This window comes from Secundilactobacillus sp. MJ173 (assembly GCF_059704265.1).
Genome location: NZ_BAAKGN010000019.1, coordinates 35,914 through 50,126 on the forward strand (window position 1 = coordinate 35,914; position 14,213 = coordinate 50,126).

Here is a 14,213-nt window from a genome sequence, read left to right on the forward strand (position 1 = left end):
TGACTAAATTGATATACTCAATTTAGTCAGCCTTTTCATTTTCAGTAATAGTTGCTTTAATAACAACTAAAACTATGATTCACGTAGCCTTTTTTCAACATCCTTGTCAATAATCACAACGCATTTTTTATATTCATCCTCATGCTCAGAATAATCAGAAATTTTTAATTGAATAATTTGAATTGGTGAAATTTCATAACCAGAAAAATCCTGTTTCAAGCTACTTATAATGCACGAAGCATACATGGGAATCATATAATTGTTCGCTTCATTATCATCATTATTAGGATGTTTGTAAATATATTGCATCATGGAAGAAGTGTAAGCAACCGTCCGATTTGATCCAAACAAGACAGTACGATGAACAAGATTCAACAGTTTATCGGTATCATTATCTTCGCCCATGTAGGTTATCTGCCGGGTCCACTGATCAAACACTTTTTCTTGCTCTTCACCACTAATCTTCTTAAAAAATGATTCCCTTTGTAGGTCACTGCTATCAACAGCTTTTCTATTATCATGTAGAGCTTGCTGAAAAATATATGGTATTCGATGCATAAATAACACTGCTATCACCATCACAACTGAAAAAAATATCTCAATAATATTTGTAAAAATCTGAAACATTTATTCACTATCTCCAAGTTTAAATTTTTTATTTAAATGAACCCTCGCTGATAATTAAATAGAACTCCAGCTATCAGTCAGATTATTAAAAATTTCCCTATAAAGCTTCCGAGTTATTAATAAAAAAATTGAGAATTGATTTTATTACGTCTCAGTATCGTGCCGGACTCGCAGGAATTGGTATCGGTTCTAAAGTTAAAAGAAGGCCCCTATAACAATTCATTTCTGGGGTGGCAGAATCACACATAAAACCATCCATCACTCTTTGAAGAGCGATTTCATTCTCTTGCTGTAATTTATCTGCATAATTTGGTTGCATATCCTGTAATAAATTTCGAATTTTTTGAAGAATCAACTTCATATTATCTCGTTCGATAAAGCTTACTTCTTGAAAATCTGAATAAAAAGGTTGTAACGGCACTGGAATTCTCGCATTATCCGGATGCTGTTGATGTTGTATTGCCTCGTACTTTTCTGTGTATTTATCCACTAGTGATTCAGTTACAGAATCAAAAGGTTCAATATTTACGTCTATTGGGAAACTTTCTGCATATGGCACGTTTAGCTTACCATCTTTGTCCTGTGCATAAATCACTGAATGTCTAACTTCAATATGACTTTTTTCTCGTGGTACGTCATGTATCCAGCTTAAGAATCTGTTTTCATCTTCTTTTTCCCAAAAAATACGCTCTGGTTGGTAAAGTTCCATATAGTAATTACTTAACTTTTCCATCGTACCTTGTGATAAATTACTGATACTTCGAACTTTATTACGTAATTTAGTAATTATTGAAGAACTAACCCCTGTAGCTTTTTCAATACTGTAAGCCGTTACGTTTCGATTTTGAATTAAAGCTTGTACATTATTCTTTGAAATCATTAAAAACCCTCCTTTTCATTGGTAATTATATGACGATTGACACATATGTCAATCGTCATATAATAATATATTTAAATTTAATTTCATTAAAAGGAGGTTCAATTTTCCTGCGCGTGCTGAATAAAATGTTGCTTCAAATTAGCCAGCTGTTGCTTACTGGTCGGATCATTGTACTTGGATACCAGCCCAGCAATCAGCTGATCCATCAAGGCATCGAATTGTTGCTGTTCGGACTCAGACAATAACTGCCACTCCGAAATATCCGCCTGGTCAACTTGGCTGAGGCTTTCACGTCCGACTGCCGTTAGGCGCACGATCATCTTACGCTTGTCTTTCTAAGAACGGGTTTTAGTCACCAGTCCCTTCTTGACCAGTTTGTTTACGAATTTCGTGGTGGACGGTGCCGTAGAACACTGCCAAATAGGTGCTCTGAACATATATAACCAGCAAGTTTTCGCCTGGCTTAATCAAACAATGGACAAAAATACCAATTCGTAACACTCCTAAGCCATTTAATCCCCCATTTATCTGTTATAATAACAGTGAAATTAGTTAACCCCCTATGCCATTCAAGACCTTGAAGGTGAACGTTATGAGTCACAAAGATTCTGGTGCTGATTTCGTCCAACAAGTTGCTGTACTGAATCTGGTTATCACGAACCACATTACAAAAATACTAGCACCATACGAAGTCAATGCATCTAATTACTTCTATGTGATGAAAATCAGTGAAAATCCTGGCATTACTAAGAGTGATTTTAACCAACTCGTTCATTTAAATCACAGTTCCATCACCCGGGCGGTAAATCACTTGATTGAAAAGGGATTGATCAAACAATCGATCAATCCCAGAGACAAACGTGGCGCCCAGCTATTCTTAACTGATAAAGGTACCCAACTAAACCGCGAAATTACACAAAAAATTAGCGAGTTAAATGCAAATCTAATGACCCGGCTAGAGCCGCAGCAACAAACTATTTTTAGTAACGTTGTTAAGTTACGTCAATCTATTGAACGAGATTATCCAGAATAGAAAAAATCACTTTAATCTTCAACACATTCCTATCGTATTAAACAGCCTACTCAAATTCACTCAATTAATAACGTTGAATAAGTGCATTTGCACTTAATTTATGCTACTATTTTGGTGAGAATTGTAGGTTGTTTTTAATGTGTTTAACCAACGTTTACCGGTAGTCTATCGTATATCATCAAAAGATGACTATGCGTACACGTTAAACTTCATTTCTAAGAGAGGAATTTTTTTGTATGACCAACAAACGCATAAGAAAAAAGAAATTGAAAAAATCGATTAGTGAAGGATCGCCCCAAACTGTTAAAGATGCCTTAACTGCATACGTGGACCCGCAAACATTTGATTCGAAAAGTGATCTCACAACATATTTGAATTCATTAGTGACTGATTCTAAATAAGTGAATTGTTTTTAAGGGGTGTTAAGAATGCCAAACCGATTTAATCTCGTTCGCTACTACCACGAAACAGCTCGTACTGATATTTTGCGTAAAACCATGCCCTACTACCAGATCAGTTCCGATAAAATGGCACAGCAGTTGGGTATCAGCACGCAACAAGTATTAGAATTACTGACCCATAAGCGTTGTCTAACGACTGAAATGGCTCGACGCATTGAATCCCGTTCTGGTTTGTCTGCAGACTTGTTACTCAAACTGGATGCTGATTATCAGCGAAACTATTTTTGATTACGTTACTTTAAATTCTTAGTGTCATTTGTACCCGTCAGATATCATATCTGACGGGTATTTAATTATGATATTATTGTTTTAGCAAAGCTTTGAAACATCATTCTGAATAATGCTAGTCTTGCAACCCCTACACAAAACCACTAAACTATCTCACGATTAATTTTCTTAAACCAAAACTAAGGTGACATAACTCATGACTAATTCGCAATTAATTCACCCCCAAGCCGATATTGGAGACTATCTAAAACTTGGCGCATGTACTGCCGTGATGTCGCAGCCCATTTTGAGCTACGCGTTAACAACGAGTCCCAGTGTTCAAGCACAGATTTGGATTGGTGTTTTGTATAATCTGGTTAAATATACTGCGCCGGCCTTCATTTTCGGTATCCTTTACACCACAACTCGTACGACCATTAATAATCGTAATCTAACATATCATCAATACTTTAAAAACACCTGGCACACGCTTTTCATACCAACAATTTGGTGGACGTTGATCTATTTACTGATCATGCCACAAATGCAGCAAGTTAATCACTACCATAATCTTGGCACTTTTCTGTGGCAATTTATCAACGGAAACGCTGCTCCTCATTTGTGGTATAACACCATGATGCTGCAATTCATTATTTTAATGCCTTTGTTCTGGACTATCGGACGCTGGTGCGGGCAAAACGCGAAACGTGGTGTATTGACGACTAGCTGTACCGTCATAATCGCCGGTCTGTGGTTATGGTTCTACGACTCGCAGGTATTCAGTGGTCCACATGCCACTGACTGGTACTTATTTGACCGCTTATTTATCAGTTTTTTGATTTATGGTATCTTCGGTGTCCTTGCCTGGCAATACCGCCAACAATTTAACCAATTCATCATGAAATCGTGGCCAGCAATTGTGCTTGTTTTCGTGGTTACACTCTGGTGGACTAACCATGAATTATTCAGTTATGGCTTCCCAATCAAACTAAGTAATGCCCCCTACTACAAACCGTCAATGACGATCTATGACCTAGCAGTCATTGGTCTATTCGCTGCACTGTGTCTGCATCAGGTGAAAGCTAACCGTCCCTTCACAAACTTCGTGCATCAATTTGCTGGCTTTGCCTATAAGGCATACTTGTCCAACGTTTTTTGGTCTGAAATTTTGTGGCTGTTATTTGGCAAAACCTTGATAACGGCGCACCCCCTGATAGGTATTCTAGTTGTTTACGTACTGACGTGGTGTTTGTCCTTTGGCTCAGCGTTTGGTATTCATGCGATTTGGGCTCGACTTAGCAATCATAATTAAAAATAGCGTTGCGGAAGTTCTGAATAGAGCATCCGCAACGCTATTTTGCGCCTAAAGTTTGACACTGCCATAGCTTCTCAAAAATGGCAACCAACACTTTAAGCAATGTATAAGATACATAAGATTCAGTCACAAGGACTGGCGCACCAATAGCTTAAGTGTTAACTTGATACAGATCAAATTTTCCGATTACAATTACTAACCCTAATGGGCATGTATGAACGGATAAGACCAAAAATCGAGTTACTAAGAGGGTGATGTCATGCTCAAACGCTTTCCCAAACTGCTCAGTCTCGTCTGGGTGCTTGTATTATTCATTCTTCCTCTCCCATTAGTACTGACTTTGGCAGCGGGTTTACCAGGTCAATTTACTAGTGGGGGTCTCGCTATCCAAGCTGGTTCCATCGCTTACGTTTGGTTCTTAGTCGCTATCTATCTGGCAACTCGGCCACACTGGCTAGATCGTCTGATTGGCCTGCCAAGTGTCTACATGGTACATGGCTGCCTGAGTATTTTCGCTATTATCCTGGCTTTCCTTCATAAAATGGGGACCCATTCCGGTGGCATGGTCAAAACGACTGGCGATATTGCTCTTATTTTATTCATCGGCTTGATGGTGTACTCATTAGTATTCATGGCCGGATGGCTCACAGACAAGGTGCCTGCTTTAGCACAGCTCAAACATTGGCTGGAGCAAGTCTTCAAACATGAATTTTCAGTTTGGTTGCACCGCCTCAATCTAATTGCTGTCGTTCTCGTGTTCATCCACGTGCAGCTCATTGGCTATATCACGGCAATCCATCCGTATATGTGGTGGTTTGACGGTTACACCGCAGTAGTCGCACTTGCGTATGCCTACGCTAAACTCCGCGATACTTGGTGGTTATCACACGGTAAGCTTACGGCAAAACGTGAACTAGCACCGAACTTTTTCGAATTTACTTTTAGTTTAAAGCCACGCCATCAACTCACGGTTAAACCCGGGGATTACGTCTTCATTAGCTTCCCTGATTATGCAGGATTACGTGAACTACATCCGTTCTCCGTTGTCAATGCTGTTCAGGATAATCAGTTAGTGCTGGCCATTCGTGGTGACGGTGACTTTACCCGATCTGTGCAAAACCTGCCGCTGAATACCGAAGCACACCTCACTGGCGGTTTTGGCCTCTTCAATACCATGATTGCTAAACATCCAGCAAAGCCATTAGTACTCGTAGCTGGTGGATCAGGTGTTGTTCCTATGCTGGCGCTAGTCCAGGCTTACCCACAATTACCCATCATACTGTACTATTCAGCTCATCGCCCCACTGATTTGATCTACGTACCACGATTAAAGGCACTCGCTGCTCAACGATCAACACTGACTGTGCACATTCAAACCGGTCGCTTCGATGTTGCCAAAGCGGTTTCGTCAATAGCTCCAATGCCTGCGTTGTACCTGTTTTCTGGTCCAGCACGCATGGGACAAGCTTGGCAGCATGCTTTAATACAAGCGGGAGTATCCCACGAAAACATGTATTACGAACAATTCAGTTGGTAAACGATACAAAGACTCCTCACTGTGATTAATCACGGTGGGGAGTCTTTCATGTGGTTATTAAAATACCGAAAAATACGCCGTTACCTAGATACTTCTGGCGTTGATTTAGTCAGATAACCATCTTTCATTTCGTACAACCGATCCGCCGAATCAACCAAACGGCTATCGTGGGTCACCACCACTACAGCCTTATGATGCTTAACAGCAAGGTCTTTCAAAAGCTTGCCGATAACAGCCACCCGTGCGCTATCCAGTGCAGCTGTCGGTTCATCCGCTAATATGATGGCCGGATCCGGATACAGTGCCCGCGCAATAGCAACTCGCTGTTGCTGACCACCTGATAATTCACTGGGATATTTATTCAACAGATCGTTGATTCCTAAGGTTTCAAGCACATCTGTTAAGGCTTCGCTAGAGAGATTTCCTTTGGGTTTAATCTTATCAACTAACTTGAACTGGTCGGCCACGGTGAGATACGGTAATAGATGGTAGGCTTGCAGCACAAACCCAATCGAATCTAGCCGTAAAGCGTCGCGTTCCTTCTTGGAGCGTTCGTTATAGCTGATACCATTGACTTCTACTGTTCCTGACGTGGGCGTCAATAAGCCACCAACGATTGATAGAAACGTACTCTTACCGGATCCCGAAGGTCCCATAATCAGACTCAAAGTGCCAGGTTCGGCCTCAAAATTCACATCGTGGAGAACATGAACTTCTGCGGTCCCCGTACCGAAAATTTGATTAACGTTTTTAACTGCAAATGAACTCATTGATTTAACCTCCAATAACGGTAACGGGATCGACACTAACAACGGATTTGATTGGAATCAAACCACCAATCATGGCCATGACCAGCAACCCGATGCCAACGCCCCCAAGGACAGGAATATCGAACGCCATGGGAACGTTCGCTGGAATTATCCAAGCAGTGATAACCGTGAATAATGTTGCCACGATTAGGCCGCTAACGACTAACAAGATCGATTGTGAGATCGTTGCACCAACGAGCACTTTACTTGGCACGCCTTGAGCACGCAACACCGCGTAATTAGGCAGTTTCTGCATGGTTAAGATGTACAAGAAAACTGCGATAATAATCAGCGAGATGACCATGAGAAAACCAATCATCAAAATAAAGGTGCCGTTTTGAGCTTGGTAACCAGGCAGTTTGTTGACCACTTGGTCCTTGGAATACGTCTTAGCACCATGGCCGTTATTTTGATAATTTGCATCCTTGGAAACAACTGCTGACCCAACCGGTCCAACAGTAATCGCGCGTAAGCTCTTCCAATCGTTCATTTGGCCGTAAACAACCGGCGCAATATTTAATTTAGCGTTTTTGATAAAGCCAACGATGGTATATTTTTGGTTGTCACCATTTAGTTTGAACTGACTGCCAAGTTTGTACCCCTCTTGCTTAAAGGCTGTATCCACGACCAGTTCATGACTGTTAGTTACACGATGACCCTCAAGAAGATCGAGATTTTGATAAATAAATTGATCCTCATTTAGACCTAAAAATACGGCTGAAAGCTGCTTATGACTCTTAGCCTTAGCAACCACCGAAGTTTCACCAATCAAGGCTTCTTGCTTACTCAAGTGGCCAACTTGTTTTTTAGTCAGAAACGATTGCCGCATATCCACATTGGCATTTGAGTTTAAGGTGATCTGCTTGGCATCCCATGAATTGATGGCATCCGTATTCTGTTGGGCTAAGCCAAGGGCCAAACTGGTTAGAATAAAGATGAGATACCCGATTAACACAATCATGGCCACAATCAAACCTGACCGGAACTTTTCTTTCTTAATTTCTTTAAGGGCTAAAAACATATAGACAGTTCTCCTTCAATTATTTAACGTTTTGTAAAACAGCACGTAACTGTTTGATGCGCTCATCCATACTCTCTGGATCCAGCACAACATCACGTACTGTTTGGTGGTATAAAGCCGTAATCGCCCACTCTTTTGCACTATCAGCATCTGACGGGATTGTCGTGGGTCTCCTGCCAAGAAAACCTTCATTGTATTGATAGTGCAACTTGATTAATTCACGATAACCTGCATCATCAGCCTCTAAGATAAACTGGCGGATAGAATCAACGTATTCATCGATATTATCCAGCGTTGGTCGCTTCGGCATCGTCCGATGAATGTCAATCATAGCAACGCCAAACACATAGCGATAAGCGTCAGTTAAATCATCGAAATACTTGTAAAAAGCACCTCGAGCGATATTGGCGTCCTTCACAATACGCGCTACTTGAGTATCAGCTAACGGGTAATGCGAAAATTCATTCAAAAGTGCCTGACGAATTCGAGCCTGTTTTTCTGCTGATAAATGTTCAAATGTTGATGAAACCATGATGAATCCCTCTCTTTCTGAAGCAAGTGACATCGTGTCACTTTCATCGACTAGATTAGTATATCAGATAGTGACACGGTGTCAATATTAATTTGAACCTTATTTGAATTTGAAGGTAAGCTTACAATTTGTAAGTTTTGCACCCCGTATCATGTTATAATAATCACAAACGAATGGAGGGATTATTCATGTCGTATTCATTTCTAGATACTTTCAAATTTCCTAATAAGGATATTACGTTGAAGAATCGGGTTGTGATTCCACCTTTGACCGAATGCATGGCATTTCACGATGGTAACGTCACCGAAGACGAAATCGATTATTATCGTAAACACTCTGGTGGTGTCGGACTTTACATCACTGCCGTAGCCAACGTTAATGATGAGGGTAAAGGATTTGAAGGTGAACTCAGCGTTGCCGACGATAAGTTCATCCCTGGGTTGCACAAGTTGGCTTCAGCAATCAAGCAAAACGGTACTAAAGCCGTTTTACAGATTTTTAGTGCTGGTCGAATGAGTACATCATCTGTTCTTCGAGGCAAGCAACCCGTTAGCGCCAGTGCAATTGCAGCCGCTCGGGCAGGTTCTGAACAGCCCCGCGCCTTATCAGCCAAGGAAGTTGAACAAACCGTTGTTGATTTTGGTGAAGCAGCTCGTCGGGCCATTCAAGCGGGTTTTGACGGTGTGGAAATTCACGGTGCCAATACCTATCTGATTCAACAATTCTTCTCCCCTAATTCTAATCAAAGAACCGACGAATGGGGTGGCACACTCAAAAAGCGGATGAAATTCCCACTAGCAGTCATTAAATCAGTGAACGAAGCCGTCGACAAATATGCTGACAAACCATTTATCGTTGGCTATCGAATCTCCCCTGAAGAAATCGAAAAACCAGGGATCACCTTTGATGACACCTTGAAGTTCGTTGATGTGTTAAAGGATCAACCAATTGACTATCTCCATATTTCAATGAGTAACGTTTGGCGGAAATCGTTAACTGACGATACCATCACAACACCACTCAACGAAACGATCAAAGAACATCTGCAAGGCAAAGTACCCATGATCGTTGTTGGCGACGTTCAAACACCCGAAGATGCTGCGAAGGCTACAGATGCGGGCTTTGACTTAGTCGCTCTCGGCCGCGAAAATATCCGCGAACCTCATTGGGTTCAAAAAGTAGAACACCACGATGAAGCTTCGATTCGTTACACAATTTCTCCTGATGATCTGGATGAATTGGGAATTAAACCACCATTCTTCGATATTTTAATGGCATTGAGCGGTGCTAATGGTATTCCGCTTTCAACCGCTAAACAAACTAATCGAGATGCCGCTAATCAAAATATTGATTACTATCTCAGTGGCGGTAAATAATAAACTAAACAGCTGTGACAAAACTCGGTAGGTTCTGGAATCTACCGAGTTTTGTCACGTAATTAGGCTATATTGCCGTATAGATTCAAAGTATAGTAAACACTAATTCCGGCTAAAAATTAATTGAAATGCTTACCAATATAAACTTATGGCACCAGCCTCGTTTGTATCAGATATGATAGCTCTCACAATGGCTGTTGACATTCAGCGCTGACCGTCATATGATGTGCTTCACTTGCTTACAGTTAGTCTAATGTTTATGATGGGTTAATGTGATTGATGAACTTGCTGTTAATTTAATACGTATTATTGCATCGAAAGGAGTTTAATTTCATAGATGACTTATTCTGTCCAAGAAGTTGCTGAAAAAACAGGACTTACCGCCTATACTGTCCGTTATTACCATGACCACGGGTTACTCCCCTTCGTCAAACGGGATAAGAATAATAACCGGGTGTTTGATGATGTGGATCTCGAGTGGATTCACTTGATTACCTGTTTGCGGCATACCGGTATGTCGCTCAAAAATATCAAACATTACTTTGACTTGGTCATTGAAGGCGAATCAACCGTTCCCGAGCGCTACCAAATCATGCTGGACCAGCGAAAACAAACCCTTAACGAAATTGATGAACTCAAAACTCATTTGGAAACCATCAACGTTAAAGTCGCTCACTACGCTGATATCTTGTTTAACAAGAAACAAGACAGTTATGAACCTTCAAATATTGCTAAAAAGAGTGCCTCAGATACGGTTTCTTCCAATTAAGCCTATATTGATAAAAATTCCATCCGGTTTCTTGACTGAAAGATGACTTAAAATTTACTTTTGTTCAATACTCTAATCTGGTAGAAAAACGGCTCCACAACTCAGATTCCGGCCATTTAACGCAAAATAAAGCCTATTCCGAAAAATGCATCGGAATAGGCTTTCATTTACGTTAAATTCTGGCATCTACCGAGTTGTGTCGCGCTCTCTTTTAATATGCCTTCAAAGCATACTCAATATAATTAACAGGTATTTTACACATACCAAAATGGCGCGTAGATTAGAGTTACCGTTAAACCGCAAACATTTAATTTAAATTGGAAGAAGTTATTTTGAAAGGAAGTTTTTTGATGACAAAAAATGAAACGAGTGTCAAAAACGGGATCTTTGATATGGGAGACAGGAACGATGCCTACACCAAATACTTTGTTGGTCAAAGTTATCTCAATAACCTGATTAACGATCCTAAAATCAATGTTGGTGTGGGTAACGTGACCTTTGAACCAGGTTGCCGTAATAACTGGCACATTCATCACGATGGTTTTCAACTCTTACTGGTCACTGGCGGTGAAGGCTGGTACCAAGAAGAAGGTCAACCTGCACGTCGACTACACCCCGGTGACGTTGTCGTTACCCACGACGGCGTGAAACACTGGCACGGCGCTACTAAAGCTAGCTGGTTTAGCCATATTGCCATTACTGCTGGCACACCAGAGTGGCTAGAACCCGTTTCAGACGAACAGTACAACGCATTGGAGGACTAAAAATGGTAAAAAAACAAACAGCTGGTCGCGATAATCTTGGGAAATTTGCCCCTCAATTTGCGGCACTTAACGATGATGTCTTATTTGGTGAAGTCTGGGCTAAAGAAGATGAACTATCCGCTCATGACCGTAGCTTAATTACTTGTTCAGCACTGATGGCACAAGGCCTCTTTCCGCAGCTTGAAAGCCACATGCGGATTGCCAAACAAAATGGCGTCACTAAAACTGAAATGGTTGCATTGATTACCCACCTCTCCTTCTACGCTGGGTGGCCAAAAGCGTGGTCAGCATTTGGGATAGCCAAAACCATTTATGCTGATTAAAGACACGCTGATTTCACGAAAAAATATCGCTGACTTGATCATGAAAATCATTGTCAATCCCCAGCAACACAGCTATAGTAGTCTTGGAATCGATCAACCGGGAACAGATGGTGATCGTCCCTACTAATTTTCTGGAGGTTCACGATGGAACTGCGACTGCTTGAATATTTTTTAGCCATTGATGCGGCTGGTTCAATCTCAAAAGCTGCTGAACGACTGCACATTACACAACCAACATTATCAAGACAGCTTAAAAGCCTCGAAGATGAACTTGGCGCACCACTATTCACCCGGACTAACCGAGGTCTCTCACTGACCGAAGCTGGTCTTTTTCTAAAAACACGTGCTCAGGAAATTCTGACACTCACGGAACAGACTCAGCAATCCTTTATCGATCAACGTCAGGCTTTATTTTCCGGCAATCTTAGTATCGGCGCAGTTGAAGCCGATAGCAGCCACATTTTGGCCGAGGAAATTACTGCCTTTGCACAGCAATATCCGGCAGTGACGTTTAACGTCTATACAGGTACCAGCGATGATCTGTTTGACCGCTTAGATAAGGGATTAGTCGACGTGGCATTATTGCTGGAACCAATCGATGCCAACAAATACGAACAGCTACGACTGGCACACGCTGAACGTTGGGGATTAGTGGCGTCAGTTAAGTCCCCCATTGCCACCCAACCAGTGATCGAACCTTCAGACTTACCCGATATTCCACTAATTATCTCAAGCCGCCAAGCTGTACAGCACCTACTGGGTGATTGGTCACAGTTAGACCTCGATGATCTAAACATTAAGGGCCATTTTAATTTAATTTTCAACGTTCTCCCACTTGTGCAACGAAATCTGGGCGCTGCTTTAACGATTGAAGGTGTGATTGATGTCAAAAATCATGAAGGTGTGCGGTTTATTCCGTTCTCGCCACGTGTTCAAACCCATACTGTATTAGCTTGGCGTAAAAATCGACTTCAAACACCGATTACAAGGGCGTTTATTCAGTCCTTTAAACCGTATATGATTTGAGTTGGCCAAAAATTCATAAAAATACATTAAACTTTTAAGCCTAATTATGCTAAGATATAGACAATATTTCATGGGGTGTCAAGACACCAATTAAACATGAAAAGATTGGACGATCACTAATGCGGAATCTTTCACTCTTAACAGACCTGTACGAATTTTCAATGGCAAATGGTTTTCAAAAGGACATGCCCGATACGCGAGCAACTTTTGATATTTTCTACCGGAAAGTGCCGGATCAAGGTAGTTTCGTCATCGCTGCTGGGCTTCAGCAAATTGTTGACGCACTGCCATTTTCATTTACACCCGGTGATATTGACTATTTCCGAAGCCTTCATCTCTGGGACGAGGACTTCTTGAACTTCTTAGCAAACTTTAAATTTGATTGTCACATCCGAGCTATCCCCGAAGGCACCCCAGTATTTCCACGTGAATCGTTGATGACCGTGGAAGGCCCGATTGCTCAGGCACAACTGTTGGAAACGCTGCTGCTCACTATTTTGAACCACGAGTCACTCATTGCAACTAAGGCGCGTCGAATCTCTTTCGCAGCTGGTGGCCGACCAATCATGGAATTTGGTGCTCGCCGTGCGCAAGGAGCTGACAGTGCGATTTATGGTGCTCGGGCTGCAGTGATTGGCGGTGCAGCCAGCACTTCAAACGTGTTAGCGGGTAAAAAATTCGCCATTCCGGTAGCCGGTACTATGGCACACAGCTGGATTGAAGCTTACCCGGACGAACTAACCGCCTTTCGTCAATGGGCAAAGTATTATCCGGATAACAGTGCCTTATTAGTCGATACCTATGATGTTTTAAATTCCGGGATTCCAAACGCAATTACCGTCTTCAAGGAATTACGGGCTAAGGGCCACGAGCCAGTGGGAATTCGGATTGATTCTGGTGATATTGCTTCTCTCTCCGGTCAGGCACGAAAAATGCTGGATGACGCTGGTTTTCCAAAAGCCAAAATTACCATTTCCAACGCGTTGGATGAGAACATTATTGAATCCTTGCTGCACCAAGGGGCGCCAATCGATAACTTCGGTGTTGGTGAAAAATTGATTACCAGTTCATCCTCCCCCGTTCTCAGCGGTGTCTATAAACTAGCTGCTATCGAACAAAACGGCCAGCTCATTCCTAAAATCAAAATTAGCGATAGCCGTGAAAAAGTTACCATTCCGGGTCAAAAGCAGGTTTACCGCCTCTATCATCGCGGCACTAAAGAAGCCTTCGCCGATTTAATTGCGCTAACTGATGAACCAGTGGCTGATCAGCACGAACTCGATGCTTTTGACAGTAATCCGCTCAGTGTTAGCAAAGTTCAAACCTTAAGCGATTTTGACGCGGAACCCCTGTTAAAACCAGTGGATTTGAAGCAAACTTCTGCTAGTCCTCTGGAAATTCAAGCTTTCAGCAAACAATGCATCGCCGAATTACCTGATGAAACTAAGCGGTTAACTAATCCCGATACGTACCACGTTTACATGACGACAAAGTTAGCCAAATTACAAGATAAGCTCATTAACGCTAACTAAA

16 protein-coding genes are annotated in these 14,213 nt (G+C 41.7%); 10 read left to right on the forward strand and 6 right to left on the reverse strand.

Annotated elements, in window-relative coordinates:
* Positions 1–72: 72 nt before the first annotated feature.
* The 3 genes from AC6H04_RS02495 to AC6H04_RS02505 form a co-directional block, all read right to left on the reverse strand.
* Entirely contained in the window at positions 73–627 is a 555-nt protein-coding gene (locus AC6H04_RS02495; protein WP_497570201.1) for a hypothetical protein, read from the reverse strand.
* A 151-nt stretch (positions 628–778) separates the two neighbouring features.
* Entirely contained in the window at positions 779–1,507 is a 729-nt protein-coding gene (locus tag AC6H04_RS02500) for a hypothetical protein (RefSeq protein ID WP_497570202.1), read from the reverse strand.
* A 98-nt stretch (positions 1,508–1,605) separates the two neighbouring features.
* Positions 1,606–1,827 (reverse strand): hypothetical protein, encoded by a 222-nt coding sequence (locus tag AC6H04_RS02505; RefSeq protein WP_497570203.1) that lies wholly within the window; start codon positions 1,825–1,827, stop codon positions 1,606–1,608.
* Positions 1,828–2,099: 272 nt separating this feature from the next.
* Between AC6H04_RS02505 and AC6H04_RS02510 the strand changes: the two genes are divergently transcribed.
* The 4 genes from AC6H04_RS02510 (at position 2,100) to AC6H04_RS02525 (ending at position 6,060) form a co-directional block, all read left to right on the forward strand.
* Positions 2,100–2,540: a MarR family winged helix-turn-helix transcriptional regulator gene (locus tag AC6H04_RS02510; protein ID WP_497570204.1), complete on the forward strand. Its 441-nt coding sequence runs from the start codon at positions 2,100–2,102 to the stop codon at positions 2,538–2,540.
* 428 nt (positions 2,541–2,968) lie between these two features.
* Positions 2,969–3,229 (forward strand): helix-turn-helix transcriptional regulator, encoded by a 261-nt coding sequence (locus tag AC6H04_RS02515; RefSeq protein WP_497570205.1) that lies wholly within the window; start codon positions 2,969–2,971, stop codon positions 3,227–3,229.
* Between the two features lie 196 nt (positions 3,230–3,425).
* Positions 3,426–4,520: an acyltransferase family protein gene (locus AC6H04_RS02520; RefSeq protein ID WP_497570206.1), complete on the forward strand. Its 1,095-nt coding sequence runs from the start codon at positions 3,426–3,428 to the stop codon at positions 4,518–4,520.
* A gap of 262 nt (positions 4,521–4,782) precedes the next feature.
* Complete coding sequence (locus AC6H04_RS02525; RefSeq protein WP_497570207.1) at positions 4,783–6,060, forward strand: FAD-binding oxidoreductase; 1,278 nt, start codon at positions 4,783–4,785, stop codon at positions 6,058–6,060.
* Between the two features lie 80 nt (positions 6,061–6,140).
* On the opposite strand, the gene AC6H04_RS02530 is transcribed toward AC6H04_RS02525, so the two are convergent.
* The 3 genes from AC6H04_RS02530 to AC6H04_RS02540 are packed head-to-tail and all read right to left on the reverse strand — an operon-like array spanning position 6,141 to position 8,422.
* On the reverse strand, positions 6,141–6,830 hold the full coding sequence (locus AC6H04_RS02530) for an ABC transporter ATP-binding protein (protein WP_497570208.1): 690 nt from the start codon (positions 6,828–6,830) through the stop codon (positions 6,141–6,143).
* Positions 6,831–6,834: 4 nt separating this feature from the next.
* A complete protein-coding gene (locus AC6H04_RS02535) occupies positions 6,835–7,890 on the reverse strand; it encodes an ABC transporter permease (RefSeq protein ID WP_497570209.1) in 1,056 nt (351 codons plus the stop codon).
* Between the two features lie 19 nt (positions 7,891–7,909).
* Entirely contained in the window at positions 7,910–8,422 is a 513-nt protein-coding gene (locus tag AC6H04_RS02540) for a TetR/AcrR family transcriptional regulator (protein ID WP_497570210.1), read from the reverse strand.
* A gap of 188 nt (positions 8,423–8,610) precedes the next feature.
* Between AC6H04_RS02540 and AC6H04_RS02545 the strand changes: the two genes are divergently transcribed.
* The 6 genes from AC6H04_RS02545 (at position 8,611) to AC6H04_RS02570 (ending at position 14,212) form a co-directional block, all read left to right on the forward strand.
* Complete coding sequence (locus tag AC6H04_RS02545; protein ID WP_497570211.1) at positions 8,611–9,798, forward strand: NADH-dependent flavin oxidoreductase; 1,188 nt, start codon at positions 8,611–8,613, stop codon at positions 9,796–9,798.
* A 337-nt stretch (positions 9,799–10,135) separates the two neighbouring features.
* Positions 10,136–10,567 carry a MerR family transcriptional regulator gene (locus tag AC6H04_RS02550; RefSeq protein WP_497570212.1) on the forward strand — a complete coding sequence of 144 codons (432 nt, stop codon included), beginning with the start codon at positions 10,136–10,138 and terminating at the stop codon, positions 10,565–10,567.
* Between the two features lie 350 nt (positions 10,568–10,917).
* Positions 10,918–11,331 (forward strand): cupin domain-containing protein, encoded by a 414-nt coding sequence (locus AC6H04_RS02555; protein WP_497570213.1) that lies wholly within the window; start codon positions 10,918–10,920, stop codon positions 11,329–11,331.
* A 2-nt stretch (positions 11,332–11,333) separates the two neighbouring features.
* On the forward strand, positions 11,334–11,654 hold the full coding sequence (locus AC6H04_RS02560) for a carboxymuconolactone decarboxylase family protein (protein WP_497570214.1): 321 nt from the start codon (positions 11,334–11,336) through the stop codon (positions 11,652–11,654).
* A 144-nt stretch (positions 11,655–11,798) separates the two neighbouring features.
* Positions 11,799–12,680: a LysR family transcriptional regulator gene (locus tag AC6H04_RS02565; RefSeq protein ID WP_497570215.1), complete on the forward strand. Its 882-nt coding sequence runs from the start codon at positions 11,799–11,801 to the stop codon at positions 12,678–12,680.
* A 119-nt stretch (positions 12,681–12,799) separates the two neighbouring features.
* On the forward strand, positions 12,800–14,212 hold the full coding sequence (locus tag AC6H04_RS02570; protein ID WP_497570216.1) for a nicotinate phosphoribosyltransferase: 1,413 nt from the start codon (positions 12,800–12,802) through the stop codon (positions 14,210–14,212).
* Position 14,213: the final 1 nt, after the last annotated feature.

Bases quoted from the DNA above. Each gene is read 5' to 3' on its own strand.
- AC6H04_RS02535 (WP_497570209.1), bottom strand. From the start codon at position 7,890: ATGTTTTTAGCCCTTAAAGAAATTAAGAAAGAAAAGTTCCGGTCAGGT.
- AC6H04_RS02560 (WP_497570214.1), top strand. From the start codon at position 11,334: ATGGTAAAAAAACAAACAGCTGGTCGCGATAATCTTGGGAAATTTGCC.
- AC6H04_RS02570 (WP_497570216.1), top strand. From the start codon at position 12,800: ATGCGGAATCTTTCACTCTTAACAGACCTGTACGAATTTTCAATGGCA.
- AC6H04_RS02540 (WP_497570210.1), bottom strand. From the start codon at position 8,422: ATGGTTTCATCAACATTTGAACATTTATCAGCAGAAAAACAGGCTCGA.
- AC6H04_RS02525 (WP_497570207.1), top strand. From the start codon at position 4,783: ATGCTCAAACGCTTTCCCAAACTGCTCAGTCTCGTCTGGGTGCTTGTA.
- AC6H04_RS02495 (WP_497570201.1), bottom strand. From the start codon at position 627: ATGTTTCAGATTTTTACAAATATTATTGAGATATTTTTTTCAGTTGTG.
- AC6H04_RS02555 (WP_497570213.1), top strand. From the start codon at position 10,918: ATGACAAAAAATGAAACGAGTGTCAAAAACGGGATCTTTGATATGGGA.
- AC6H04_RS02565 (WP_497570215.1), top strand. From the start codon at position 11,799: ATGGAACTGCGACTGCTTGAATATTTTTTAGCCATTGATGCGGCTGGT.
- AC6H04_RS02550 (WP_497570212.1), top strand. From the start codon at position 10,136: ATGACTTATTCTGTCCAAGAAGTTGCTGAAAAAACAGGACTTACCGCC.
- AC6H04_RS02520 (WP_497570206.1), top strand. From the start codon at position 3,426: ATGACTAATTCGCAATTAATTCACCCCCAAGCCGATATTGGAGACTAT.
- AC6H04_RS02505 (WP_497570203.1), bottom strand. From the start codon at position 1,827: ATGATCGTGCGCCTAACGGCAGTCGGACGTGAAAGCCTCAGCCAAGTT.
- AC6H04_RS02530 (WP_497570208.1), bottom strand. From the start codon at position 6,830: ATGAGTTCATTTGCAGTTAAAAACGTTAATCAAATTTTCGGTACGGGG.
- AC6H04_RS02545 (WP_497570211.1), top strand. From the start codon at position 8,611: ATGTCGTATTCATTTCTAGATACTTTCAAATTTCCTAATAAGGATATT.
- AC6H04_RS02510 (WP_497570204.1), top strand. From the start codon at position 2,100: ATGAGTCACAAAGATTCTGGTGCTGATTTCGTCCAACAAGTTGCTGTA.
- AC6H04_RS02500 (WP_497570202.1), bottom strand. From the start codon at position 1,507: ATGATTTCAAAGAATAATGTACAAGCTTTAATTCAAAATCGAAACGTA.
- AC6H04_RS02515 (WP_497570205.1), top strand. From the start codon at position 2,969: ATGCCAAACCGATTTAATCTCGTTCGCTACTACCACGAAACAGCTCGT.